Annotated in this window: 25 protein-coding genes; 15 read left to right on the top strand and 10 right to left on the bottom strand. The window is 66.7% G+C overall.

Annotated elements, in window-relative coordinates; all coding sequences use genetic code 11:
• Positions 1-13 precede the first annotated feature (13 nt).
• Entirely contained in the window at positions 14-835 is an 822-nt protein-coding gene (locus tag D7316_RS22270) for a crotonase/enoyl-CoA hydratase family protein (protein ID WP_124710204.1), read from the top strand.
• Between the two features lie 42 nt (positions 836-877).
• On the opposite strand, the gene D7316_RS22265 is transcribed toward D7316_RS22270, so the two are convergent.
• Positions 878-2,302, bottom strand: a complete 1,425-nt coding sequence (locus D7316_RS22265) for a cytochrome P450 (protein WP_124710203.1) — start codon at positions 2,300-2,302, stop codon at positions 878-880.
• A 104-nt stretch (positions 2,303-2,406) separates the two neighbouring features.
• Here D7316_RS22265 and D7316_RS22260 point away from each other — a divergent pair, with 104 nt between their 5' ends.
• Both D7316_RS22260 and D7316_RS22255 read left to right on the top strand, forming a co-directional pair.
• Entirely contained in the window at positions 2,407-2,844 is a 438-nt protein-coding gene (locus D7316_RS22260; RefSeq protein WP_124710202.1) for a PaaI family thioesterase, read from the top strand.
• On the top strand, positions 2,816-3,475 hold the full coding sequence (locus D7316_RS22255; protein WP_124710201.1) for a TetR/AcrR family transcriptional regulator: 660 nt from the start codon (positions 2,816-2,818) through the stop codon (positions 3,473-3,475). Before D7316_RS22260 ends, D7316_RS22255 begins: the two co-directional genes overlap by 29 nt.
• Here D7316_RS22255 and D7316_RS22250 read toward each other — a convergent pair.
• Entirely contained in the window at positions 3,426-4,463 is a 1,038-nt protein-coding gene (locus D7316_RS22250) for an LLM class F420-dependent oxidoreductase (RefSeq protein WP_124710200.1), read from the bottom strand. The genes D7316_RS22255 and D7316_RS22250 overlap by 50 nt on opposite strands.
• A 77-nt stretch (positions 4,464-4,540) precedes the next feature.
• On the opposite strand from D7316_RS22250, the gene D7316_RS22245 reads away from it, so the two are divergent.
• The 3 genes from D7316_RS22245 to D7316_RS22235 are packed head-to-tail and all read left to right on the top strand — an operon-like array spanning position 4,541 to position 7,816.
• Positions 4,541-5,569: a Zn-ribbon domain-containing OB-fold protein gene (locus D7316_RS22245; RefSeq protein ID WP_124711508.1), complete on the top strand. Its 1,029-nt coding sequence runs from the start codon at positions 4,541-4,543 to the stop codon at positions 5,567-5,569.
• A 34-nt stretch (positions 5,570-5,603) separates the two neighbouring features.
• On the top strand, positions 5,604-6,638 hold the full coding sequence (locus D7316_RS22240; RefSeq protein WP_124710199.1) for a thiolase domain-containing protein: 1,035 nt from the start codon (positions 5,604-5,606) through the stop codon (positions 6,636-6,638).
• The gene (locus D7316_RS22235) at positions 6,638-7,816 is read left to right on the top strand and encodes a thiolase domain-containing protein (RefSeq protein WP_124710198.1); all 1,179 of its coding nucleotides are present in this window, start codon (positions 6,638-6,640) and stop codon (positions 7,814-7,816) included. Before D7316_RS22240 ends, D7316_RS22235 begins: the two co-directional genes overlap by 1 nt.
• Before the next feature lie 35 nt (positions 7,817-7,851).
• Here the strand turns inward: D7316_RS22235 and D7316_RS22230 are convergent, their stop codons facing one another.
• The 3 genes from D7316_RS22230 to D7316_RS22220 all read right to left on the bottom strand — a co-directional run bounded on the left by D7316_RS22230 (position 7,852) and on the right by D7316_RS22220 (position 10,278).
• Positions 7,852-8,409 (bottom strand): carboxymuconolactone decarboxylase family protein, encoded by a 558-nt coding sequence (locus D7316_RS22230; protein WP_124710197.1) that lies wholly within the window; start codon positions 8,407-8,409, stop codon positions 7,852-7,854.
• A gap of 118 nt (positions 8,410-8,527) precedes the next feature.
• Positions 8,528-8,992, bottom strand: a complete 465-nt coding sequence (locus D7316_RS22225; protein WP_124710196.1) for a nuclear transport factor 2 family protein — start codon at positions 8,990-8,992, stop codon at positions 8,528-8,530.
• Positions 8,989-10,278: a cytochrome P450 gene (locus tag D7316_RS22220; protein ID WP_408610037.1), complete on the bottom strand. Its 1,290-nt coding sequence runs from the start codon at positions 10,276-10,278 to the stop codon at positions 8,989-8,991. The genes D7316_RS22225 and D7316_RS22220 overlap by 4 nt, the downstream gene beginning before the upstream one ends.
• A gap of 339 nt (positions 10,279-10,617) precedes the next feature.
• On the opposite strand from D7316_RS22220, the gene D7316_RS22215 reads away from it, so the two are divergent.
• Positions 10,618-11,781: a steroid 3-ketoacyl-CoA thiolase gene (locus D7316_RS22215; RefSeq protein WP_124710194.1), complete on the top strand. Its 1,164-nt coding sequence runs from the start codon at positions 10,618-10,620 to the stop codon at positions 11,779-11,781.
• The gene (locus D7316_RS22210; protein WP_124710193.1) at positions 11,781-12,269 is read left to right on the top strand and encodes a nitroreductase family deazaflavin-dependent oxidoreductase; all 489 of its coding nucleotides are present in this window, start codon (positions 11,781-11,783) and stop codon (positions 12,267-12,269) included. Before D7316_RS22215 ends, D7316_RS22210 begins: the two co-directional genes overlap by 1 nt.
• Here the strand turns inward: D7316_RS22210 and D7316_RS22205 are convergent.
• Positions 12,250-12,876, bottom strand: a complete 627-nt coding sequence (locus D7316_RS22205) for a TetR/AcrR family transcriptional regulator (RefSeq protein ID WP_124711507.1) — start codon at positions 12,874-12,876, stop codon at positions 12,250-12,252. The two genes, D7316_RS22210 and D7316_RS22205, sit on opposite strands and share 20 nt — an antisense overlap.
• A 171-nt stretch (positions 12,877-13,047) precedes the next feature.
• On the opposite strand from D7316_RS22205, the gene D7316_RS22200 reads away from it, so the two are divergent.
• Together D7316_RS22200 and D7316_RS22195 are read left to right on the top strand one after the other, a co-directional pair.
• Positions 13,048-14,301 (top strand): cytochrome P450, encoded by a 1,254-nt coding sequence (locus D7316_RS22200; protein WP_124710192.1) that lies wholly within the window; start codon positions 13,048-13,050, stop codon positions 14,299-14,301.
• A gap of 60 nt (positions 14,302-14,361) precedes the next feature.
• Positions 14,362-15,600: a cytochrome P450 gene (locus D7316_RS22195; protein WP_124710191.1), complete on the top strand. Its 1,239-nt coding sequence runs from the start codon at positions 14,362-14,364 to the stop codon at positions 15,598-15,600.
• Positions 15,601-15,749: 149 nt separating this feature from the next.
• On the opposite strand, the gene fadD8 is transcribed toward D7316_RS22195, so the two are convergent.
• Positions 15,750-17,390, bottom strand: coding sequence for a fatty-acid--CoA ligase FadD8 (fadD8, locus tag D7316_RS22190; RefSeq protein WP_124710190.1), 1,641 nt, complete (start codon positions 17,388-17,390; stop codon positions 15,750-15,752).
• Positions 17,391-17,573: 183 nt separating this feature from the next.
• On the opposite strand from fadD8, the gene D7316_RS22185 reads away from it, so the two are divergent.
• A complete protein-coding gene (locus tag D7316_RS22185; RefSeq protein WP_124710189.1) occupies positions 17,574-18,230 on the top strand; it encodes a GNAT family N-acetyltransferase in 657 nt (218 codons plus the stop codon).
• A gap of 27 nt (positions 18,231-18,257) precedes the next feature.
• Here D7316_RS22185 and D7316_RS22180 read toward each other — a convergent pair whose 3' ends face one another.
• The 3 genes from D7316_RS22180 to D7316_RS22170 all read right to left on the bottom strand — a co-directional run bounded on the left by D7316_RS22180 (position 18,258) and on the right by D7316_RS22170 (position 20,416).
• Entirely contained in the window at positions 18,258-18,641 is a 384-nt protein-coding gene (locus D7316_RS22180) for a hypothetical protein (RefSeq protein WP_124710188.1), read from the bottom strand.
• Positions 18,642-18,643: 2 nt separating this feature from the next.
• Positions 18,644-19,540, bottom strand: coding sequence for an SDR family oxidoreductase (locus D7316_RS22175; protein ID WP_124710187.1), 897 nt, complete (start codon positions 19,538-19,540; stop codon positions 18,644-18,646).
• A gap of 66 nt (positions 19,541-19,606) precedes the next feature.
• Positions 19,607-20,416, bottom strand: coding sequence for an SDR family oxidoreductase (locus D7316_RS22170; RefSeq protein ID WP_124710186.1), 810 nt, complete (start codon positions 20,414-20,416; stop codon positions 19,607-19,609).
• A gap of 67 nt (positions 20,417-20,483) precedes the next feature.
• Between D7316_RS22170 and echA20 the strand changes: the two genes are divergently transcribed.
• The 4 genes from echA20 to D7316_RS22150 are packed head-to-tail and all read left to right on the top strand — an operon-like array spanning position 20,484 to position 24,053.
• Positions 20,484-21,260 (top strand): (7aS)-7a-methyl-1,5-dioxo-2,3,5,6,7,7a-hexahydro-1H-indene-carboxyl-CoA hydrolase, encoded by a 777-nt coding sequence (gene echA20, locus D7316_RS22165; RefSeq protein ID WP_124710185.1) that lies wholly within the window; start codon positions 20,484-20,486, stop codon positions 21,258-21,260.
• Positions 21,257-22,192 (top strand): CoA transferase subunit A, encoded by a 936-nt coding sequence (locus D7316_RS22160; RefSeq protein ID WP_124710184.1) that lies wholly within the window; start codon positions 21,257-21,259, stop codon positions 22,190-22,192. Before echA20 ends, D7316_RS22160 begins: the two co-directional genes overlap by 4 nt.
• Positions 22,162-22,971, top strand: a complete 810-nt coding sequence (locus D7316_RS22155; protein WP_124710183.1) for a CoA-transferase subunit beta — start codon at positions 22,162-22,164, stop codon at positions 22,969-22,971. The genes D7316_RS22160 and D7316_RS22155 overlap by 31 nt, the downstream gene beginning before the upstream one ends.
• Positions 22,968-24,053, top strand: a complete 1,086-nt coding sequence (locus tag D7316_RS22150) for an NAD(P)H-dependent flavin oxidoreductase (protein ID WP_124710182.1) — start codon at positions 22,968-22,970, stop codon at positions 24,051-24,053. Before D7316_RS22155 ends, D7316_RS22150 begins: the two co-directional genes overlap by 4 nt.
• The last annotated feature ends 137 nt before the right edge of the window (positions 24,054-24,190 follow it).

The raw sequence follows: 24,190 nt of genomic DNA, 5'->3' as shown, positions 1-24,190 counted from the left end.
ACGAGGGACGACGATGACCACAATTGCCGGTTCCGGAACTGCCACCGATCAGGCACCGGACTGCCTGGTGGAGAAGCGCGGACACGTTCTGATCGTGACGCTGAACCGTCCGCAGGCCCGCAACGCCCTCTCCGCCGAGATGATGCAGATCATGGTCGAGGCCTGGGATCGGGTCGACTCCGATCCGGAGATCCGGGTGGCCGTGCTGACCGGCGCCGGTGGCGCCTTCTGCGCGGGCATGGACCTCAAGGCGATGAACAAGAACTCTCCCGGCGACACCGTCGACCAGGGCAGCTGGAATCCGGCGAGCCTGCCGGCCTTGCTCAAGGGACGACGCCTGACCAAGCCGTTGATCGCCGCGGTCGAGGGCGCCGCGATCGCCGGCGGCACCGAGATCCTGCAGGGCACCGACATCCGGGTCGCCGGCGAGAGCGCGAAATTCGGTGTCGCCGAGGCTCGTTGGGGCCTGTTCCCGTTGGGCGGCAGCGCAGTTCGCCTGCCCCGCCAGATCCCGTACACGATCGCCGCCGACCTCCTGCTGACCGGTCGCCACATCACCGCGCCCGAGGCCAAGGAGTACGGCCTGATCGGTTACGTCGTGCCCGACGGTTCCGCGTTGGACAAGGCGCTCGAGATCGCCGACACCATCGCCGCCAACGGTCCGCTGGCCGTACAGGCGATCCTGAAGACCATGCGCGATACAGAGGGTATGCACGAACTCGAGGCCTTCGAGATCGAATCGAAGCTGGGCATCGCCGTGTTCAAGAGCAAGGACGCGAAAGTGGGGCCGAAAGCCTTCGCCAACAAGGAGAAGCCGCTCTTCACCGGCGAGTGAGTGCGATTCGTAGTACGAACTCGCCCATGACGCGTGTTCGTACTACGAAACCGGTGACGCCGTCACCGGCGCCCGTCGCGGCTCCAGGGTCACCTCGAAGTCTTGCGGCACCATGGTCAGCCGCTCGTCGACGGTGAGTTCGTAGCCCGGATCGCCCGCAAGGTCGTACCGGTGTAGCAGGCATGCCAGCACCAGCACCGCCTCGTGCAGCGCGAACTGACGTCCGATGCATGCGCGCAGTCCGGCGCCGAAGGGCTTGTAGCTGTGCGCGGGTCGCTGCTTGACGTTGGCCGGCAGAAAGCGGTCCGGATCGTAGACGTCCGGGTCCTCCCAGACCGCGGGGTCCCGATGTACCTGGCCGAGCACGATGACCGCCCAGTCCTCGGGCCGCATCAGGTATCGATCGCCGAGGGTCGTGTCCTCCCGCGGGCTGCGCGCAAACGCGGGAACGGTGGGCCAGATCCGCAGGGCCTCGTCGAGGCACCGTCGGATATATCGGAACTTCGGCACCTGCTCGAAAGTCGGAACCCCCGCCGGGTCGTCGCCCAGGATCTCGTCGGCCTCACGTTGCGCCGCCGCGAGGCAGTCCGGATTGCGGGACAGATAGTAAAGAGCAAAAGACAGTGCGCCCGAGGTGGTTTCGTGACCCGCGACCAGGAAGGTGAGGATCTGATAGCGAATGTTGAGCGCCGACAGCTTCTCCCCCGTCTCCGCGTGCTCGGTGTTGAGCATGATGCCGAGCAGGTCGTGTTGGTCGTCGCTCCCGGATCGCTCGGCGATCAGATCGTCGAGAAGCTTGTCGACATAGGCCTGCTGCTCGGCATTCCGGCGATCGAGATACCGACCGATCAGGCGACCGCCCGGCGCCGTCAGCAATCCACCCTTACGTCGACCGGTCTCCAGCGCGCGGACCATCGCGCCGACGAACGGATGCGGCTGCGATGTCGTGAACGATCCGAAGTCGTGGCTGAAGGCCGCTCGGCTCAGCGTCTCCATCGTCAGCTTCGTCATCGATCGGGTCACGTCCACCGGCCCCGACTGCCGGTCCCAGTAGTCGAACAGTTCGGCTGCCGTCTCCAGCATGATCGGGTGATACGACTGCATGGCCGACTTGGTGAAAGCGGGCATCAGGAGCTCGTGTGCGAGTTGCCAATTCGGTTCGTCGTTGTATGCGGTGAACAGTCCGTCCCCGGCGTAGTGCCGCAGTGCGGTGATGGCCGGCGGGAGCGCCTTGCAGAAGCGGGACTCGTCACAGAGTTCGGCGGCGAGCTCGGCGCCGGAGACGAACACGAAGTTCTGCCGGAAGATCCGCATCTCGTAGATGGGTCCGAGGTCGGCTCCCCACTCGAGAAGACTCAACAACGGATGCCGGGGGTCGGACACGCCGAGATCGCCGATGAAAGGTTTGCGCCGGCCGGCGTGCGGAAATGACTGCCCCGACCAATCGTTCTTCGGTTTCCGACCCACGTTTCGACGATGCGCGAGGCGCGGCGCGATGTCAATCGGCTGCCCGGGCGACAAGCCCGGACCAGACCTTGACACCTCCTATATCAGAGAGCACTCTCTATTAAATGATTGACCTCGATCTCGCCCGCTCGGTGCTGGATGCCCAGCCCTTCAGCCGGATGATCGGCGCACGCCTGACCCGGGTCAGCGGTGAGGGCGTCACCCTCGCCCTCGACATCCGCGACGACCTTCGCCAGCAATACGGCTACATCCACGGCGGAGTCCTGAGCTATCTCGCCGACAACGCGCTCACCTACGCAGCCGCACTGGGTCTCGGGACCGACATCATCACCAGCGGCTTCAGCATCGAATACCTCTCGCCCGCCGATGACGGACGGGAACTCGTCGCCGAGGCCGTACTGGTGCACGCGGGACGTACGAAAGCCGTTGCGCGCTGCGATATCAGCATCGTCGCCGACGACGGGACCCGCCGCGTGGTCGCGGCGGCGCAGGGCACGAGCATGGTTCGGAACCGTGGGCCGAAAACCTCGTTTCAGCGCTGACGAGATCCTCGATGCGGCACTGACACTGGTGATCGAGGACGGGCCCGCCGCCGCGACCGCGACCGCCATCGGACAGGCGATCGGAGCGCCGTCGGGCTCGGTCTATCACCGCTTCGCCAGTCGCGACGAGTTGATGGCGAAGCTGTGGTTGCGCACCATCGTCCGCTACCAGGCAGGCGCGGTCGCGGCCCTCCAGATCGACGACGTCGTGGTCGCCGGCCGCTCGGCCGTGCGCTACTGCTTCGACTGGACCGCCGCGCATCCCGGCGAGTCCGCGCTCCTTCTGCAGTACGACGACCGCGACCTGAGCCGAACCTGGCCCGACACCCTCGCCCGGGAACTACGGCAACACAATCGAGCTGCGCGCGAAGCGTTGCGCGCCTATGCGCGCCGACGTTTCGGCGCCGACGACGGGGAGGTCATGGACCGCCTCACCTTCGCCGTGGTGGACCTGCCGTACGCCGCCGTGCGACGGCACCTACCCGACCGCGGCCGACCGTCGGAATGGCTGCGCGATCACATCATCCGATCCGCGGACGCGATCCTCACCGAACTGGACGATGAGCATGCGGCGGTCGCGCTCAGACCAACGCAGCGAGGCGGCGAATCGTCTCCACGTCACGCGCGGTGACCATCAGCATGCTCACCCCGGCCGCCTCCCACTGTTTGATCTGCGCGCGCACCTCGTCGGCGGTTCCCGCGATCATCGTCTCGCGCACCATCTCGTCGGGTACCGCCGCCATCGCCTCGGCCTTGCGGCCCTCGCGGAACAGCGCACCGATCTCGTCGACGGCGTCGCCGTACCCCATCCGCCGATAGAGCTCGGCGTGAAAGTTCTTCTCCTTGGCTCCCATTCCACCGACGTACAGCGCGGTCGACGGCCGGTATCGCTCCACCGCCTCCGCGACGTCGTCGGTGATCACCACCTGCACTGTTGCGGCCACCTCGAACTCATCACGGGTGCGGCGCGCACCGGGACGAGCGAATCCCTCGGCCAGCCACTCCTCGTACTGATCGGCGAGCCGCAGACTGTAGAAGATCGCCAGCCACCCGTCGGCGATCTCCGCCGTCTGCGCGACATTCTTCGGCCCCTCGGCGCCCAGCCAGATGGGGATGTCGGACCGCAACGGATGAGTGATCGGCTTGAGCGGCTTGCCCAGTCCGGTCGCACCCGGGCGGTCCGCCGGGTACGGAAGGGGATGGTGCGGTCCCGCGTTGGTCACCGGCCTCTCGCGGGCCAGTACGTCACGAACCACCGAGACGTACTCACGCGTGCGGGCCAGCGGCTTGGCGAACGGCTGGCCGTACCAGCCCTCCACGACCTGCGGTCCCGATACACCGAGCCCGATGATGTGCCGGCCGCCGGACAGATGGTCCAGGGTCAGGGCCGCCATGGCCAACGACGTCGGCGGTCGCGCCGACAACTGCGCGACGGAGGTGCCCAGCTTCACCCGCGACGTCGCCGCCCCCCACCACGCGAGCGGGGTGTAGGCGTCCGAACCCCACGACTCCGCGGTGAACACCGCGTCGAAACCTGCCTCCTCGGCAGCGGCGACCAGCGCGGGGGCGTTGTCGATCGGGCCCTGACCCCAATAGCCGAGCTGTAGTCCGAGCTTCACCTGTGCGTCCCTCCGACGGGTCGATGACGTGCACCTTGTCTCGCAATACTAGAACGTGTTCTACTCGATGCGTGAGCATCAGCACAACAGCACCCCGCCCGGCACCGGCGAGTCCCGTCGCGGAGGTACCCGCACCGCAGTCTCCGATCCTGACCGCGCCCCTCAAGAACTCGTTCGACTACACGCGTTCGTTGGGTCCGGTGCTGAGTCAGTTCGCCCTCGCCCTCCGAGACGGCCGCATCGTGGGGTCCAAGAACAGCGACGGGACGGTCTCCGTGCCGCCCGTCGAGTTCGATCCCCGGGGCGGCGCACCCACGACCGAGTTGGTCGAGGTCGCCGCGACCGGCACCGTCGTCACCTGGTCGTGGCAGCCCGAACCACTCGAGGCCCAACCGCTCGACAAGCCGTTCGCCTGGGCACTGATCAAGCTCGACGGCGCCGATACGGCGACCCTGCATGCGGTGGCCGTGGAGTCACCCGCCGACATCGCCACCGGCCTGCGCGTACATGCCGTCTGGCGGCCGGCACGGATCGGCCGCATCGATGACATCGCCTACTTCGCCCCCGGCGAGACCGCGGAGGCCGCTCCTCCCAACGAGGCCGAGAATCCCGACGGCGATCTCGTCGTCATCCCGACGCCGATCACCACCGAGATCTCGCACTCGGCGACCGAAGAAGAGTCCTGGTATCTCGAGGGCCTCAAGAACGGCAAGCTCTACGGGTCACGAGTCGGGACCGGCGTCGACGCGGGCCGCGTGTACTTCCCGCCGCGCAAGGTCAGCCCGGCCGACGGCGCCGAGTCGATCGAACGCGTCGAACTGGGCAACACCGGGATCGTGACCACGTTCTGCATCGTCAACGTGCCGTTCCAGGGCCAGCGCATCAAGCCGCCGTACGTCGCGGCCTACGTCCTCCTCGACGGCACCGACATCCCGTTCCTGCATCTCATCCTGGACTGCGAGGCCGAGGATGTCCGAATGGGCATGCGCGTCAAGGCCGTCTGGCTCCCCGAGGCCGAGTGGGAGTACTCGATCGGCAACATCAGCCACTTCGCGCCGACGGGTGAACCCGACGCCGACTACGAGACCTACCGCGATCAGCTCTGATCGATCCTGACCACCTGGAGAACTAGGAGCACTTGTGACACTCCCCCGGATTGCGATCATCGGGTTCGCACACAGCCCGAATGTCGTCGGGACCCACGGCACCACCAACGGTGTCGAGATGTTGATTCCCTGCTTCCAGAAGCTCTACGCAGATCTGGGCATCTCGCGCACCGACATCGACTTCTGGTGTAGCGGATCGTCCGATTACCTTGCGGGACGAGCATTCTCGTTCATCTCGGCGATCGACTCCATCGGCGCCATGCCGCCGATCAACGAATCGCATGTCGAGATGGACGGCGCGTGGGCGCTGTACGAGGCGTGGGTGAAGATCGCCACGGGCGAGGTCGATCTCGCACTCGCGTACGGCTTCGGCAAGTCGACCGCCGGCAACATGGACCAGACCCTCGCACTGCAGACCGACCCGTACACCGTCGGACCGCTGTGGCCCGACGCGCGGTCACTCGGCGCCCTGCAGGCGCGAGCCGGTCTCGACGCGGGTACCTGGACCGAGGCCGACATGGCCGCGGTCGCGGCCCGCACCACCGGCGCCTCGCCCGACGATCTGCTCGCCGCCGATTATGTCGCGAATCCGCTGCGCGCCCATGACATCGCGCCGTACACCGACGCCGCCGCAGCGGTCATCATCGCGAGTGAACGACGCGCCCGCGAACTCGTCGCGAATCCGGCGTTCGTGACCGGTTGGGATCATCGGATCGACACACCGAACTTCGGGGCCCGCGATCTGACGGTGTCGCCGTCGACCGCGCTCGCCGGCCGCACGGCGTTCGGTGATCGCAGCCGTGCCGTCGACGTCGCGGAGATCAACGCGGCGTTCACCCATCAGGAGCTGATCATCCGGAACGCGCTCGAGCTCCCGGATTCCGTGCGGATCAACCCGTCCGGCGGGTCACTGGCCGGCAACTCGCTGTTCTCCGCAGGTCTGCAGCGGGTCGGCTATGCGGCCCACGAGATCCTCACCGGCAACGCCGGCACGGCACTGGCGCACGCGACGAGCGGCCCACTGCTGCAACAGAACATGGTGGTCACCTTGGCAGGAGACGAGAACTGATGGCACACAACAATCGCGCGGCGGTCCTCGGCACCGGCCAGACGAAGTACGTCGCCAAGCGCCACGACGTAACGATGGCCGGGATGTGCCGCGAGGCCATCGATGCCGCGTTGGCCGATGCGAAGGTCTCCATCGACGACATCGACGCGATCGTCGTCGGCAAGGCACCAGACCTGTTCGAGGGCTCGATGATGCCCGAGCTGGCGATGGCCGAGGCACTCGGGGCGGTCGGCAAGCGGATGATCCGCGTACACACCGCCGGGTCGGTGGGTGGCTCCACCGCGAATGTCGCCGCGTCACTGGTGTTCGCCGGCGTCCATCGAAGGGTGCTCGCGGTCGCGTGGGAGAAGCAGTCCGAATCGAATGCCATGTGGGCATTGTCGATTCCGGTTCCGTTCACGAAGCCGGTGGGCGCGGGTGCGGGTGGGTTCTTCGCGCCGCACGTGCGCTCCTACATCCGTCAGTCCGGCGCGCCCTCGCACATCGGTGCGATCGTCGCCGCCAAGGATCGGCGCAACGGCGCCAAGAATCCCCTGGCCCACCTGCATCAACCGGACATCACCAAGGAGAAGGTGATGGAGTCCCAGATGCTGTGGGACCCCATCCGTTACGACGAGACCTGCCCTTCCTCGGACGGTGCGTGTGCCGTGGTGATCGGCGACGAGCAGGCCGCCGACGCTGCGGTCACCGCCGGTGATCCGGTCGCCTGGATTCACGCGACGGCGATGCGCACCGAACCGCTGTCGTACGCCCACCGCAATGTGGTGAGTCCGCAGGCCGGTCGCGATGCCGCGGCCGCGCTGTGGAAGGCCGGGGGCATCAGCAACCCACTCGAGGAGATCGACGCTGCCGAGATCTACGTGCCGTTCTCCTGGTTCGAACCGATGTGGCTGGAGAACCTCGGCTTCGTTCCCGAGGGTCAGGGCTGGAAGCTCACCGAGGCGGGTGAGACCGAGATCGGTGGAAAGCTGCCCGTCAACGCATCCGGTGGCGTGCTGTCGTCGAACCCCATCGGCGCGTCGGGCATGATCCGTTTCGCCGAGGCGGCGATCCAGGTGATGAACAAGGCGGGCGAACATCAGGTCCCGGACGCCCGAAAGGCCTTGGGCCACGCGTATGGCGGTGGCTCACAGTACTTCTCGATGTGGCTGGTGGGCGCCGACAAACCGCTCCACTAGCCTGACATGCTTCTCCGCGACCGCCGACCGGGTAACTACCCGGTCGGCGGTTTCGGTTCCGGCAACGCGCACGCCTCACCATCGGACATGCCGGTGGGACGGACACCGAGCGACTGGTTGAGCCGGGCGCGCTGGTTCTCCCACGCGATGGTCGCCGCCAGTTCGGCGATCTGACTCCTGGACAACTGCTCCGACAGTCGGGCACGCAGCTCGCCCAGATCATCTCCGACCGCCGGCGTGCTGGTCATCGCCTCGGCGTAGCCGATGACGAGTTTCTCCAGGTCCGTGTACGCGTCACTGTCCCGGTATCGCGGGAGGTCGCGGATCTGCTGCTCGGTGATCCCCGCCCCGCGCGCCAGGGCCGATCCGATGTCGAGGCAGAACTCGCAACTCACCAGGCCGGCGGCCTTCAATTCCGCCAGCTCTTTGAGCTTGGGGTCGAGCGCGTTGCTGAACAGCAACGCGGACTCGTACGCCCCGGTCGCCGCGAGCAACTGCGGCCGCCGCACCATCCACGCCGTCAGGTCGTTACGGTTCCGCTTGGACGCGCCGAAAGCCTTGCTGTAGTTGCGAATTCGCTCTATCGCACGCATATGCTCCACCTTTGCAGCTGCGGCGTGGGGAGAAATGCGTCCACCCCACCTCTCGCCACTCACCTTCGTCCGAAACGAGGTGCTTGACAAGAGATGGGGTGGATTCGTGATGGACTTCTCAGGCCGGCCGGACGGTCCTGATGGTCTTCTCGACCTCCCAGAACGCGCGCAACGCACTCAGCTTCCCGTCGGCATCCGCACGGTAGGTGAACACCCCGTGCGCCTCGGAGATGTGACCCGCGATGTGTGTGACGATCTTGCCGACGTAGGCGACCTCGTTGCCGCAGATGATCTCGTCGCCGAAGACGAACTCGATGCTCTCCGTGGTGCCGATCGACTTGTCCCAGAACTCCGCGATCTCCTGGTGACCGTGGAATCCCTTGCCCTCGGGGTCGAACATCGACGGCCCGACCGGATCCTCCACCGACCCCTCGACGGCAAAATTCTCCACCCACGCCTGCTTGTCCCGCGCGGCGACGAACTCCCGGGAGAGACGACCCGCGACCACCGCGGGATGGTTCTCCCGGTCGATGTTCAGGTACGCGGGCGAATCACTGCCGAGACCCGTGTCCTGCGCGGTCATTTGGTGCCGTAGTCGACCTGGAGCTCCTTGACGCCGTTGATCCATCCGTGGCGGAGGCGGCGCGGGGCTTGCAGTCGGCTGATGTCCGGAACGAGGTCGGCCAGCGCGTTGAACATCAGGTTGATCTCCATGCGTGCGAGATTCGCACCGATGCAGAAGTGCGCACCGTTGCCGCCGAATCCCACGTGGGGGTTCGGATCACGCAGGATGTTGAACGAGAACGGATCGTCGAACACGTCCTCGTCGTAGTTGGCCGAGCCGTAGAACATGCCGACGCGCTCGCCCTCCTTGATGTCGATCCCACCGATCTGGGTGTCGCGCTTCGCGGTGCGCTGGAACGCGTTGACGGGAGTCGCCCATCGGACGATCTCGTCGACGGCCGTCGCGGGACGTTCCTTCTTGAACAGCTCCCACTGATCGGGGTGCTCGAGGAAGGCGTTCATGCCGTGGCTGATCGCGTTGCGGGTGGTCTCGTTACCCGCGACGGTCAGCAGGATGAAGAAGAAGCCGAACTCGGTCTCGTCGAGCGACTGCCCGTCGATGTCGGCGTTGACCAGGGTCGAGACGATGTCCTCCACCGGGTTGGTGCGTCGCGCCTCGGCCATCGTGTACCCGTAACCCAGGATCTCGGCGGATGCCATCGCGGGATCCTCGCCGAACTCCGGGTCGTCGTAGTTCATCATGTTGTTCGACCAGTCGAACAACTTGCCCCGGTCCTCCTCCGGCACGCCGAGGAGATCCGCGATCGCCAGGAGCGGTAGATCCACGGCGACGTCGTGGACGAAGTCGCCCGTGCCCTTCTCCGCGGCCTTGCTCACGATCGTGCGGGCCGCGTTGTCGAGCTTCTCCTCCAGCGAATGCACCGCGCGCGGGGTGAACGCCTTGGAGACGAGCTTGCGCAGACGGGTGTGGTCCGGCGGATCGTGGTTGATCAGCAGAGCCTTGGTGACATCCAGCTGGTCCTGGGACATGTCGTCCTCGAACCGCATGATGACGCCGTGGGTCGCCGTCGCCCAGTCGTCGTTGTTCTTCGAGATCTCCCGGATGTGGGCGTGCTTGGAGACGACCCAGTAACCGCCGTCATGGAACCCACCCCCCTTGCCGGGCAGCTGGGCATTCCACCAGACCGGTGCCGTTTTGCGGAGTTGCGCGAACTCCTCTACCGGAATCCCTTTCTCGAGCAGGTCCGGACTGGTGAAATCCCAGCCCTCCTGCTCCATGAACGAACAATTCGCCGCAGCGCCCCCGATATCGGCGCCGGCTGGCGCACCCTGAGCCTGGGTCACGTCACACCACCTCGCTGTGAGATTAGAACCTGTTTCAATCTCATTAGAGCACATTGTGATCCGAATGACAGTCCCAGACGAGAACTTGTTCTAGTTTTGCTCGCTCGGCACGCCGTCGAAGTGGGCAAACGCTGTCAATGTTCGTTGCGACATCCACCCCGGAGTGGCCGGTCGACGATACCAACCGTCCGCCGCGGGCCACACTCGCGGTGTGTCGCCCTGTCGCCGGAACGAGTTCTGCCCAGCGCGACGCGCGACGCCCCGACACGGCATGGACGCGAATGAGAACTTGTTCTAGTTTGAAGGGGACGAGATGACCAGAACGTAGAGGAGTTGGGCATGGGTGTGCCGGTGATCGTGGAGGCGGCGCGGACGCCGATCGGCAAGCGGGCCGGGTGGTTGTCGGGACTGCACGCAGAAGAACTCCTGGGTCTGGCCCAGCGCGGCCTCATCGAGAAGGCGGGCATCGACCCCGGCATCGTCGAGCAGGTGATCGGCGGATGCGTCACCCAGGCCGGCGCCCAGGCCGGCAACATCACCCGCAAGGCATGGTTGTCGGCCGGACTCCCCGAACAGGCGGGGGCGACGACGATCGACTGCCAATGCGGCTCGGCGCAGCAGGCCAACCACCTCATCGCCGGGCTCATCGCGACGGACACCATCGACACCGGCATCGCCTGCGGCATCGAGTTGATGTCCCAGGTCGCCCTCGGGGCGAACGTCGGCACCGAGGCCGGTCCCTACCACGCGGACTCGTGGGACGTCGACATGCCGAATCAGTTCGAGGCGGCCGAACGGATCGCGCGCCGGCGCGGAATCACCCGTGACGATGTGGAGTGGCTCGGCGAACGCAGCCAGCGCCTGGCCAAGCAGGCCTGGACCGAAGGCCGGTTCGATCGGGAGGTGTTGGCACTCAAGGCACCCGAGCGAACCAAGGAAGGCGAGCTGACCGGCAACATCCTCGACGTCGACCGCGATCAGGGACTGCGCGACACCAGTCGCGAGTCGCTCGCACGACTCAAGCCGGTCATCGAGGGCGGCATCCACACCGCGGGAACCTCATCGCAGATCTCCGATGGCGCGGCGGCCGTCCTCATCATGGACGAGGCCAAGGCGCGAGCGCTGGGGCTGACCCCGCGGGCCCGCATCCGGGCGCAGGCACTCGTCGGCGCCGAACCCCACTACCACCTCGACGGTCCGGTACAGGCCACCGAACGGGTGCTGGCGAGGTCGGGCATGGCGTTGTCCGACATCGATCTCGTCGAGATCAACGAGGCGTTCGCGTCCGTCGTGCTGAGCTGGGCGAAGGTGCACGGCGCGGACCTCGACAAGGTCAATGTCAACGGCGGCGCGATCGCACTGGGACACCCCGTGGGCAGCACCGGATCCAGGCTCATCACCACCGCGCTGCACGAACTCGAGCGCAGTGACCGACAGACCGCGCTGATCACCATGTGCGCCGGCGGCGCGTTGGCGACCGGCACGATCATCGAACGCATCTGATGCCGATCATGGACCCGGAGGCCCGGCCGGATCAGCTGGGATCACCCTTCGTCGCGTCGTTGATCAAACTGGGTTCACGCCTCAACGCGAAGCTCTACCGGATCTCCGGCGGTCGACTGGGCAACACCTGGCGCGTGGGCGCCGGCTTCCGCAAGCCGGTACCGGTATTGCTGCTCACCACCATCGGCCGCAAGTCCGGTGAGCCGCGCACGGCGCCGTTGATCTATCTCCGTCGGGGCGACGAGTTCGTCATCGTGGCCTCGCAGGGCGGGTTGCCGAAGAACCCGGCGTGGTATCTGAACCTCGTGGCCGAACCCGAGGTCACCATCCAGGTCGGCCGCGAGACCCACGACCTGGTCGCCCGCACGGCCTCGGACGCCGAACGTGCCGAGCTCTGGCCGCAACTCGTCGACCTGTACGCCGACTTCGACACCTACGCCGCGTGGACCGACCGGACGATCCCGGTGGTCATCTGCGAGCCGCGCTGACCCGGCTGGGGAGCGCCCGGATCGCGGCGCCGACCCAACGGTCCAGGAAGACCCGCAGTTCGTCAGCCGAACGCAGCGGCTCGCCGGGGTCGAGGATCATCGATTGCAATGTGCGGAGCACGATTTCGACGATGTCCTCGATCTCGGCGAACCGGTACCCGGCGCCCACCCAGTCGACGTCCATCCGGTCCACCATCGAACGCGCGAACTGACGACCCGCCTCCGAGGTGATCTCCCCGACCACGGGGACACTGAGCCGATCGGCTCGCAGGAGCAGGCCGACGTATTCGTCCTCGGCCAGTTCCGCCAGACAGACGACGAGCCCTTCGACCACGGCCGTATCCGGCTCGGTGATGCCACGAAGTCGCGTCTCGATCCGATCCAGCAGGGCGCCGACGGCGTCGAACGCGGTCGCCGCGAGCAGTTCCTCGGTGCTCCCGAAGTACCGGTAGACGGTCTGACGAGTGACACCCAGCGTGCGCGCGACGTCGGCGAGACCCGTGCCAGCTCCCTCCCGGTCGATGGTCTCGCGTGCCGCGGCGAGAATCCGCGCGACGGCCTCCTCGTCGTTGACGGGGACCCGGCCGCCCCATCCGTGCGTGCGCATCAGCGGATACCTCTCCCACCCCGGCAGGCCGATCTCATGGCTCATCAGCCTACCGGCGAGCACTCGCGCACGGCGCCGATCGCCTGACCATACGCCTCGGTCATTGTTGTATGGTGTAGTGACAACCGTCACGATGTGACGGACCAGCCGATCGTCGATCCGAGGAGCCCCATGACCGCAGCAACCGGCGTCTGTCCGTTCAGTCCGGGATTCGACTTCACCGACCCCGACGTCCTCGAGCAGGGGATCCCGATCCGGGAGTTCGCGGAGTTGCGCAGGACCGCGCCGGTCTGGTGGAACGCACAGCCCGTGGGCACCTCCGGTTTCACCGACGGCGGCTTCTGGGTGATCTCCAAGCACGCGCACGTACGGGAGATCTCCAAGAACAGCCAACTGTGGTCGACGAACGCGAATGGTGCGATCATCCGGCTGCCCGACTACGTCACACCGGATCAGATCGAGTTCACCAAGGCACTGCTGGTCAATCATGATCCGCCGGAGCACACCCGCCTGCGCAAGATCGTGTCGCGCATCTTCACCCCGCGGGCGGTCGCGTCCCTCGAGGAGAACCTGTCGACGTCGGCGCGCCGAATCGTCCGTGCCGCCGCCGAGAAGGGCGACGGCAACTTCGTCGACGACGTCGCCATCCACCTTCCGTTGCAAGCGATCCTGGACCTCATCGGGGTACCGGAGCCGGACCGGGCGCGGATCCACGAGTTGGTCGACGCGATCATCAACAGCGACGATCCCGATCAGTCCATCGACCCGACGACCGCCAACGCCGAACTCCTCGGCTATGCGTACGCGATGGCCGAGGACCGCCGGAAGAACCCGACCGACGACATCGTCACCACCCTCGTGCAGGCCGACATCGACGGTGAAGCGCTCGACGAACTCGAGTTCGGGTTCTTCGTCGTCCTGTTGATCACGGCGGGCAACGAGACCACGCGCAACGCCACCACCCACGGCATGAATGCGTTCCTCGACAATCCCGACCAGTGGGAGCTCTACAAGCGCGATCGGCCGGCCACGGCCGTCGACGAGATCCTCCGCTGGTCGTCGCCGGTCCACGCCTTCCAACGCACCGCGCTGTCGGACACGCGGGTCGGCGACGTGGACATCGCGGCGGGCGAACGGGTCGGCCTGTTCTACAGCTCGGCCAATTACGACGAGGAGGTGTTCGCCGATCCGTTCTCGTTCGACATCCTCCGCGACCCGAATCCGCACCTCGCGTTCGGCGGCAACGGTGCCCACTTCTGCATCGGCGCCAATCTCGCCCGGCTGGAGCTGAACCTGATCTTCAACGCCATCGCCGACGAACTCCCCGACATCGGTCGGGTCGGCGAGATCCGCCGGGTGCGCTCGGGGTGGCTCAACGGGGTCAAGGACCTCCCCGTCCGCTATTCGGGTTGCCCGGTCACCTGACGCATGCGGTGTACCGTCGTGTGACGTAAGACACATCGACGTTGGAACCGCGAGGACGCCATGAGCGCATCTGCCACCCGCAAGTTCGAGGACATCGACTTCACCGATCCTGATCTGCTGGAGCGGGGGCTGCCGCTGGCGGAATTCGCCGAACGTCGGGCCACCGCGCCGGTCTGGTGGAACAGGCAGGCCATCGGGCCCGCCCTGTTCGACGACGAAGGATTCTGGGTGATCAGCCGGCACGCCGACATCCGGGCCATCTCGAAGGACACGGCGACATGGTCGAACTGGGCCAAGGGTGCAGTCATGCGGGCCCCCGACACCGCCACCCGGGAAGAGATGGAGGCGTCGAGAGCATTCCTGCTCAACATGGATCCGCCCGAGCACACCCGGATGCGCAAGATCGTGTCCCGCATGTTCACGCCACGCGCCGTGTCATCCCTCGAGGAGAAGCTGGCGATCGGAGCCCGGGAGATCGTCGCGTCGGCGGCCGAGAAGGGCCGCGGCAATTTCGTCGACGACATCGCCATCCACCTTCCGCTACAGGCGATCCTCGACCTGCTCGGCGTCCCGCCGAAAGATCGCGGGTACGTATGCGATCTCGCGGACTCGATGGTCAACGACGCCGACCCCGACAGCAAATACGACCCGTTCACCGCGCACGCCGAATTACTCGCCTATGCCTACGCGATGGCCGAGGATCGGCGCGCGAATCCCCGCGACGACATCGTCACGACCTTGGTCCAGGCCGACATCGACGGGCATGCGCTGAGCGAGATCGAGTTCGGGTTCTTCGTCATCCTGCTCGTCATCGCGGGCAACGAGACGACGCGTAACGCGATCACGCACGGCGTCAACGCGTTCCTCGATCATCCCGACCAGTGGGCGCGCTACCGGCGGGAGCGGCCGCTGACCGCGGTGGACGAGATCATCCGCTGGGCAACGCCCGTGCACTGCTTCCAACGCACGGCCACCCGGGACACGGAGGTGGCGGGAGTCCCCGTGACCGCCGGGCAGCGGGTCGGACTGTTCTACAGCTCGGCCAATTTCGACGAGACGGTGTTCGACGACCCGTTCTCCTTCGACATCATGCGCGATCCGAACCCTCATCTGAGCTTCGGCGGGAACGGTGCCCACTTCTGCATCGGGGCCAATCTCGCGCGACTCGAGGTGAACCTGATGTTCAACACGCTCGCGGACATCGTGCCGGACATGACGAAGATCGCCGAACCGCAACGCATCCGCTCGGGCTGGCTGCACGGCGTGAAGGAGCTGCGGGTGGCGTACGGCACCACCTGACCGTTGGTCGAGTGGTGTTACCGCGTTCGGTGGTCTCGATACACCACCTCGGCTGGCGCCTCGGCGGATACTCGACCTGCGGTGGTGACCCGCTGGTCGAGTAGCCGGCGAGGAACGAGCCGGCGTATCGAGACCGCTCCGCGCCCGGCTCAGCCCACCCCGCGACCGGCGCTCTCCCAGAACTGCGCCCGCAGCGCCTTCTTGTCCGGCTTGCCCAACCCGGTCAGCGGGAGCGACTCGGCAAAGATGACCTGCTTCGGCGACTGCACGGCACCCTTGCGATCCTTGACCGCCTCCTGGATGTCGGCGGTGATCCGCGCCTTGGCCTCGTCGCTCTGGTCGGCGTCCCCGCGGAGCACGACGACCGCGGTCACCGCCTCTCCCCACTTGTCGTCGGGGACGCCGATGACCCCGACCTGACCGACCGAGGGATGTTCGGCGACAACGTCTTCCACCTCGCGCGGGAAGACGTTGAACCCACCGGTGACGATCATGTCCTTGGTGCGATCAACGATGTACCAGAAGCCGTCGGAGTCCTCGCGGGCGACGTCACCGGTGCGTAGCCAGCCGTCGCGGAACGTGTCGGCGGTCTGCTCCGGCAGGCCCCAGTATCCGCCGGCGAGCAGCGGACCGGCCACGCAGATCTCGCCGGGCTCGCCCTGCGCGACGGGCTTGTCGTCGGGTCCGAGCAATGCGGTCCGCAGGAATGCCGACGGCCGACCACAACTACTCAGCCGGCGCGGATCCTCGCCGGGCTTCGGATGGTCGTTCTTGGCGAGGTAGCTGATCACCATCGGCGCCTCGGACTGCCCGTAGTACTGCGCGAAGATCGGGCCGAAACGCTCGATCGCCTCGGCGAGACGGACCGGATTGATCGGTGACGCACCGTAATACACGGTCTCCAGGGACGACAGGTCCCGGGTGCGGGAGTCCGGATGATCCATCAGCGCATAGAGCATCGACGGCACAAGCATCGTCGCGGTGATGCGCTCCTCCTCGATGACACGCAGCACCTCGGCGGGATCGAACTTGGCCATGACGACCATCGAACCGCCCTTGATGAGCGTCGGCACGAAGAACGCTGCGCCTGCATGTGAGAGGGGCGTGCACATCAGGAAGCGCGGATTCTCCGGCCACTCCCATTCGGAGAGCTGGATCTGCGTCATCGTCGACATCGCGCGCGCGGTCCCGATGACACCCTTGGGTTTACCGGTGGTGCCGCCGGTGTAGGTGATCGACACCACGTGCTCGGGTGGCAGGTCGGCCGCGGCCAACGGCTTGGGCTGATAGTTCTCCGCCTCCGCGATGACATCGCGCCCGTAGGCGGCGAGTTCCTCGGGCACCGGCCCGAGCGTCAGCACCTGTTTGAGGCTCTCGACGCGCTCGACCAGTGCGACAGCTCGTTCCACGAACATCGGGACGGGGTCGATGACGAGGGTGGTCACCCCGGCGTCGGAGAGAACGTAGGCGTGATCGTCGAGCGAGCCGAGCGGATGCAGCGCGGTCCGGCGCCAACCCTGCGTCTGCCCGGCGCCGATCACCAGCAAGACCTCGGGACGGTTGAGCGCCAGCAATCCGACGGTGGCCCCGGTCCCCGCGCCGAGCGATTCGAACGCCTGCTGATACCGGCTGACCGCGTCGGCCATCTCGCGCCCGGTGAGTTCGGTGTCACCGAGGAAGAGCACCTTGCGGTCGGCATGACGGCGCAGCGCGGCGACCAGGAGGTCGCCGAGGTGGGTGCCACCCCGCAGGTGGTCGAAATCGGTCGTCGCGTCCTGAACATCAGTCATGGTCACCAAGACTAGGACGTGTTACAGACTTAGGGAAGAACCGGGGTGGTTGATTCCGCCATGACATGCCGATTCGACCGATTTCGACGCATCAGATCATCTGTAGAACACGTTTCAGTTCTTTGGACGACGCCCGGCCGTCACCACCACATGACCCCGACGGCTGAACTAGAATCCGGAACCATGACCGATCTGGATCTGGCGACCACCCGCCGCGACATCACCGACGCCCTGCTCACCGCTCTCGAGCGGCGCCACGAAGTCCTCGACGCCATCGTCGACGCCGAGAACCGTGCCGAGGCGGTCGAGGCGATCGCGACCCTGCTCGGCAAGTCAACGCTCGGCGCCGAGGCCGTCCTGGGCATGTCCCTGGACCAACTCACCAAGGACGAGCGCCGCAAGAATCAGGCCGAGCTCGACGATCTCAACAGTGCGCTGACCTTCACCCTGGCGGAGCGTCCGGCCAGCAGTGGGGACAGCCTGGATCTGCGTCCGTTCGCCGCCGGCGAGGACGCGGACCTCTTCGCGGCCCGGACCGAGGAGCTGAAGGTCGCCGGCGACGGATCGGGCAGCCCGGCGGGCGAACTGTCCGACGAGATCGCCAAGGCCACCGAGCGGGTCCACAACGAAGACGCTGTGTGGCTCGTGGCCCTCGAGGGCACCACCAAGGTCGGCATCGTGTTCGGCGAACTCGTGAACGGCGAGGTGGACGTGCGCATCTGGATCCACCCGGATCATCGCAAGAAGGGTTACGGGACCGCCGCACTGCGGAAATCACGGTCCGAGATGGCCGCCGACTTCCCGGGTGTGCCGATGGTGGTCCGCGCGCCGAGTTCGTAGCGCGGCGATCGAGATCCAGTCGGACCGTCAGCCTTTCCGCCGGGGCACCCCGAACCGGGCCACGATCTTGCGGATCCGGTAGTCCTCGTCGACCACGAACGTCTCGGTGACCTGCGCGGCCAGGCCCAAGGCCTTCGGCCGGACGTGCACCCAGAAGCGCGTCGAGACAGTGTGTCCGTCCACCTCGGCGGTGAAATCGCTGATCCGATGGATCAACCGGAACTGCGGCGCGCGCAGCAGACCGCGGGAGATGTGCGCCCCGCTGCGGCCGGTTCGCAGGCCCAGTTCGGTGCGTGTGCACTCCGGATGCAGGGACACCCGCGACGGATCGTGACTGACCAGTGCGTCCACGTAAGCTCGTGCGGCCGCGATGCGGCGCGCGGCCCGTTCGGGATCGACGGTCGGTGTCACGTCTACCGCGCGCCGTAGACCGGCACCGGCACCGGCGACTTGGCCAGGATCTCCTCGACGACCGGCCCCAATTCGCCCGGCGCCCAGCGTGATCCCTTGTCCTGCTCGGCGCTGCGCTGGCTGCCGTCGATCACCGTCACCTTGCCGCCCTCGACCTCGAAGACCCGCCCGGTGACCCCCGACGACTCCGGCGAGCCGAGCCAGACCACCAGCGGCGAGATGTTCGCCGGGTCCATCGCATCGAAGGAGCCGTCCGCCGGGGCCGCCATCTGTGCCGCCATGGCGTCGCCTGCACCCATCGTCATCTGGGTACGCGCCGACGGTGCGATCGCGTTCGCGGTGACGCCGTAACCACCGAGTTCCGCGGCGGCCTGGATGGTCAAGGCGGTGATACCGGCTTTGGCGGCAACGTAATTGCCCTGTCCGACCGATCCGAAGAGACCCGCTCCCGACGACGTGTTGATGATCCGGGCCACCGGCTGGTTCCCCGCCTTGGACTGCGCGCGCCAGTAGGCGGCGGCGTGGTGCAACGTCACGAAGTGCCCCTTGAGGTGCACTCGTACCACCGCATCCCACTCGTCCTCGGACATCGCGACGAGCATCCGGTCACGTACGAAACCGGCGTTGTTCACCACGATGTCGAGGCCACCGAGTTCGCTGACCACGGTGTCGATCATCGCCGCCCCGGCGGCCCAGTCGGCGACGTCGGAGACGACCGCGATGGCCTGCCCGCCGGCCGCGGTGATCTCGTCGGCCACGGCGTGCGCGGCGTTCGCATCGAAATCGTTGACCGCGACCTTCGCCCCGTCGGCAGCGAACGCGAGCGCGTGTGCGCGCCCGATCCCTTGACCGGCCCCGGTCACGATGGCGACACGATCCTCATTCAGCTTGTCAGACAACACTTTCCCCTCTGGTCGATCGGTCACTTCTGGTCGATCGGTCACCGCCCGGCGACCGGCGGCTGGTCACATCTTGTTGTCGGCCGTGGCGACGGCCAGGAATGCCGGCTTCTCCCCGCCTCCGTGCACGGTGAGCGTGGAACCGGTGATGTAGCCCGCCAGCGGACTCATCAGGAAGGCCACCGCGTTGCCGACGTCCTCCGGCATCGCCAGCCGACCCATCGGGATGGTCGCGCCGACGGCCGCCACACCGTCGTCGTCGCCGAGGTGCAGATGGGCCTGTTCGGTCAGCACCGCCCCGCACACCACCGAGTTGACCCGGACCCGTGGCGCCCACTCGATCGCGAGCGAGGTCATCGCATTGTCCAGACCGGCCTTGGCCGCCCCGTACGCCGATGTTCCCGGTGATGGCCGGTGCCCACTCACGCTGGACACGTTGACGATCGCACCACCGGAATCCTGCTGCTGCATCACCGCATTGGCCGCGCGCGCCACGGTCATCGGCGCCAACAGATTGAGTTCGACGATCTTGCCGGTGAACCGCGGTGACGCATCGGCCGCCAACGCGAACGGAGAACCGCCCGCATTGTTGACGACGCCGTCGAGACGGCCGTGTGACTCGGCGATGCCTTGCACCATCTCCTCCACCGCGTCCGCATCCCGCACATCACAGGCGACGAACTCGACGTCGGCATCCTCGCCCGGATGACGTCCACACACCACCGGGACAGCGCCGAGACCGGCGAGCACCCGCGTGATGCCGGCACCGACACCACGCGTCCCGCCGGTCACCAGCACCACCTTCTTGTCCAGGCCCAGGTCGAGGCCATGACCTGCATCCCCGGCCCGGCCCACGGCCTGTGACTGCGCGTTCATGGGTGCTACCCTACCAAACAACCAAGCACTTGCTTGGTTGGATTCCAGTCCTTTGAGAGGAGCCGGTGTGCCGATCACCACGACACGCACCGAGAGCGGAATAGCGACGGTGACCGTCGACTATCCCCCGGTCAACGCCCTGCCGTCGGCAGCCTGGTTCGAGTTGGCCGACGCGATCACCACGGCAGGCGCGGATCTGGCCACCCACGTCGTGATCCTGCGAGCCGAGGGGCGCGGGTTCAACGCCGGCGTCGACATCAAGGAGATGCAGGCGACCGACGGATTCGACGCCCTGATCGGCGCCAACCGGGGGTGTGCTGCGGCGTTCTCCGCGGTCTACGACTGTGCGGTCCCGGTGATCGTCGCGGTCAACGGCTTCTGCGTCGGCGGAGGCATCGGCCTGGTCGGCAACGCCGATGTCATCGTCGCCTCCGACGACGCGGTGTTCGGGCTGCCCGAGGTCGATCGTGGCGCGCTGGGCGCGGCCACGCATCTGGCGCGGCTGGTCCCGCAGCACATGATGCGGACCCTGTACTACACCGCGCAGAACGTCACCGCCCAACAACTCGAACATTTCGGCTCGGTGTACCGAGTGGTGCCGCGCGAGCAACTCCTCGATACGGCACTGGAGGTCGCGGAGAAGATCGCGGCCAAGGACACGCGGGTCATCCGGGCCGCCAAAGAGGCCATCAATCTGATCGACCCGGTCGACGTCAAGGGCAGCTACCGCCTCGAGCAGGGCTTCACCTTCGAGCTCAACCTCGCCGGGGTGGCCGACGAACACCGGGACGCCTTCGTCTCGACCGGAAAAGCACTCGACACCAACGGAGGCCGCGCCCGATGACGCCCACCCCGACCGACAAGACCAGCTCACTCGACGACGTCATCGGCGAGTTGCGCGACGGCATGACGATCGGCATCGGCGGCTGGGGGTCGCGCCGCAAGCCGATGGCCCTCGTGCGAGCCCTGGCCCGCTCCGACGTCAAAGATCTGACGGTGGTCACCTACGGTGGCCCCGACCTCGGATTGCTCTGTGCCGCAGGCAAGGTGCGTCGCGCGTACTACGGCTTCGTGTCGCTGGACTCGGCGCCGTTCTACGATCCGTGGTTCGCCCACGCACGCACCTCCGGCGCCATCGAGGCCCGCGAGATGGACGAGGGCATGGTCAAGTGCGGGCTCGAGGCGGCGGCCGCCCGGTTGCCGTTCCTGCCGATCCGCGCCGGTCTCGGTTCGGATGTCCCGACGTTCTGGGACGGTGAACTCGAGACCGTCACCTCGCCTTACCCCGACGCGGACGGTCGCACCGAGACGCTGATCGCCATGCCCGCACTGAAACTCGATGCGGCCTTCGTTCACCTCGACCTCGCCGACAGTCGCGGCAACGCGGCCTACACCGGTGTCGACCCCTACTTCGACGATCTCTACTGCGCGGCCGCCGAACGCCGCTACCTGGAGACCGACCAGTTGGTGTCCACCGAGGTGTTGGTGAAAAGCGTTCCCACCCAGCGGATGTTGCTCAACCGCATGAACGTCGACCGGGTGGTGCACACGCCGAACGGCGCGCACTTCACATTCGCCGGCACGGCAAGCGAAGCGAGCGGCCCCAACGTCCACGGCGACTACGCCCGCGACGAGAAGTTCCAGCAGTTCTATGTCGAATCCGCCAAGGACCCGGAGAAGTGGGCAGCGTTCTCACGACGATTCCTCGAGGTCGACGAGGCCGCGTATCAACGTGCGGTCACCGAATGGCAGGGCGAGCAGGAGGATCAGAAGTGAGCACCAGCACGACCGACCCCACCACGGTTGATTCCGCAGACACCACGCGCGCCGAGTACTGCGTCATCGCCTGTGCCGAGATCTTCTCCGGCGCAGGTGAGATCATGGCATCGCCGATGGCCCCGACACCGCTGCTCGGTGCCCGCCTGGCCCGCCTCACCACCGAGCCCGATCTGCTGATCACCGATGGTGAGGCGCTGATCTTCGCGGACACCCCAGCGATCGGGAAATCCGGTGCCATCGAGGGGTGGATGCCGTTCCGTAAGGTGTTCGACGTCGTCGCTTCCGGTCGCCGCCATGTGGTCATGGGCGCCAACCAGATCGACCGGCACGGAAACCAGAACCTCTCGGCGTTCGGGCCGTTGCAGCATCCGACACGGCAGATGTTCGGCGTGCGCGGCGCGCCGGGCAACACGATCAATCATCCGACCAGCTACTGGGTGGCGCGGCATTCGGCGCGGGTCTTCACCGACAACGTCGACATCGTCTCCGGCGTCGGCTACGACAAGGTCGATCCGGAGAATCCGGCGTTCCGGTTCCTGAACATCCCGCGCGTGGTCACCAATCTCGGCGTCTTCGATTTCGAGGGACCCGGCCACACGATGCGCGCGCTGTCGCTGCATCCGGGGGTCACGGCCGAGGAGGTCGCCGAGAACACCGGCTTCGAGATCGCGGACCTCGAGTCCGCTCCGGCGACACGCACGCCCTCGGACGAGGAACTCACACTCATCCGAGATGTGCTCGACCCCAAGGGTGTCCGGAATCGGGAAGTCCGATGAGTGCACCGGCACGGGCGGCGGGGCTCTCGACCCGGTTCACCGAACTCGTCGGCGTCGAGTACCCGATCGTACAGACCGGGATGGGCTGGGTGTCCGGGCCGTCGTTGACCTCGGCCACGTCGAATGCGGGCGGCCTGGGCATCCTGGCGTCGGCGACGATGACATTCGGCGAGCTCGAGGCGGCCGTCGCGAAGACGAAGTCGTTGACCGACAAGCCGTTCGGCGTCAACATCCGTGCCGACGCCACCGACGCGCCCGAACGGATCGACCTGCTGATCCGCGAAGGTGTGAAGGTCGCGTCGTTCGCGCTCGCCCCGAAGCAGGACCTCATCGCCAAGCTGAAAGATCACGGCGTGGTGGTGATCCCGTCGATCGGCGCGGCCAAACATGCCGTCAAGGTGGCCTCGTGGGGCGCCGACGCGGTGATCGTCCAGGGCGGTGAGGGCGGCGGACACACCGGACCGGTCGCGACGACCCTGCTGCTCCCGTCGGTGCTGGACGCGCTGGGCGACAACGGGATCCCCGTGGTCGCCGCGGGTGGGTTCTTCGACGGCCGCGGGCTGACCGCGGCGCTGGCGTACGGCGCAGAGGGGGTCGCGATGGGCACCCGGTTCCTGCTGACCTCCGACAGTGCGGTGCCCGACGCGGTCAAGCAGGAGTACCTGCAGCGTGGACTCGGCGACACGGTGGTCTCGGTGAAGGTCGACGGCATGCCCCACCGCGTTCTCCGGACACCGCTCGTCGAAGCACTGGAAAGCGGCAGCCGGGCCAAAGCACTGTACGCGGCGGCCCGAAATGCCAACGAGTTCAAGCAGATGACCGGCATGCGATGGACCACGATGCTGCGCGATGGCCGCTCGATGCGTAAATCCGGCGAGCGCACCTGGCAGCAGATCATCATGGCCGGCAACACACCCATGCTGCTGCGCGCCGGTCTCGTCGAGGGCGACACCCACGCCGGTGTCCTCGCCTCGGGTCAGGTGGTCGGGATGATCGACGACCTGCCGAGCTGCGACGAACTGATCCAGTCGATCATGAGCCAGGCGCATGGCCGGTTGAAGGCGCTGGGGTCGTTGAGCTGACTGCGCGGTCAGGCACCCGCAGTCATACGATCATAGGAACCGGACTGGTGAAGTTCCCGGATTCATCCGAGGAACTCCATCTGTTCATAGCAATACCGTGAAAGACGATGCACGACAGCGTGCCGCCATTCGCCGTA

Source organism: Gordonia insulae (genome assembly GCF_003855095.1).
In the GTDB taxonomy this organism is placed as follows: Bacteria; Actinomycetota; Actinomycetes; order Mycobacteriales; family Mycobacteriaceae; genus Gordonia; species Gordonia insulae.
The sequence above is the reverse complement of the archived record's forward strand: the minus strand, read 5'-3'. Positions and strand labels throughout refer to the sequence as shown.

What these genes read in the sequence shown, in the direction of transcription:
- D7316_RS22270 (WP_124710204.1), top strand. Translation starts at nt 14, where the DNA reads ATGACCACAATTGCCGGTTCCGGAACTGCCACCGATCAGGCACCGGAC.
- D7316_RS22260 (WP_124710202.1), top strand. Translation starts at nt 2,407, where the DNA reads ATGATTGACCTCGATCTCGCCCGCTCGGTGCTGGATGCCCAGCCCTTC.
- D7316_RS22235 (WP_124710198.1), top strand. Translation starts at nt 6,638, where the DNA reads ATGGCACACAACAATCGCGCGGCGGTCCTCGGCACCGGCCAGACGAAG.
- D7316_RS22230 (WP_124710197.1), bottom strand. Translation starts at nt 8,409, where the DNA reads ATGCGTGCGATAGAGCGAATTCGCAACTACAGCAAGGCTTTCGGCGCG.
- D7316_RS22225 (WP_124710196.1), bottom strand. Translation starts at nt 8,992, where the DNA reads ATGACCGCGCAGGACACGGGTCTCGGCAGTGATTCGCCCGCGTACCTG.
- D7316_RS22215 (WP_124710194.1), top strand. Translation starts at nt 10,618, where the DNA reads ATGGGTGTGCCGGTGATCGTGGAGGCGGCGCGGACGCCGATCGGCAAG.
- D7316_RS22210 (WP_124710193.1), top strand. Translation starts at nt 11,781, where the DNA reads ATGCCGATCATGGACCCGGAGGCCCGGCCGGATCAGCTGGGATCACCC.
- D7316_RS22205 (WP_124711507.1), bottom strand. Translation starts at nt 12,876, where the DNA reads ATGCGCACGCACGGATGGGGCGGCCGGGTCCCCGTCAACGACGAGGAG.
- D7316_RS22200 (WP_124710192.1), top strand. Translation starts at nt 13,048, where the DNA reads ATGACCGCAGCAACCGGCGTCTGTCCGTTCAGTCCGGGATTCGACTTC.
- D7316_RS22195 (WP_124710191.1), top strand. Translation starts at nt 14,362, where the DNA reads ATGAGCGCATCTGCCACCCGCAAGTTCGAGGACATCGACTTCACCGAT.
- fadD8 (WP_124710190.1), bottom strand. Translation starts at nt 17,390, where the DNA reads ATGACTGATGTTCAGGACGCGACGACCGATTTCGACCACCTGCGGGGT.
- D7316_RS22185 (WP_124710189.1), top strand. Translation starts at nt 17,574, where the DNA reads ATGACCGATCTGGATCTGGCGACCACCCGCCGCGACATCACCGACGCC.
- D7316_RS22170 (WP_124710186.1), bottom strand. Translation starts at nt 20,416, where the DNA reads ATGAACGCGCAGTCACAGGCCGTGGGCCGGGCCGGGGATGCAGGTCAT.
- D7316_RS22160 (WP_124710184.1), top strand. Translation starts at nt 21,257, where the DNA reads ATGACGCCCACCCCGACCGACAAGACCAGCTCACTCGACGACGTCATC.
- D7316_RS22155 (WP_124710183.1), top strand. Translation starts at nt 22,162, where the DNA reads ATGGCAGGGCGAGCAGGAGGATCAGAAGTGAGCACCAGCACGACCGAC.
- D7316_RS22150 (WP_124710182.1), top strand. Translation starts at nt 22,968, where the DNA reads ATGAGTGCACCGGCACGGGCGGCGGGGCTCTCGACCCGGTTCACCGAA.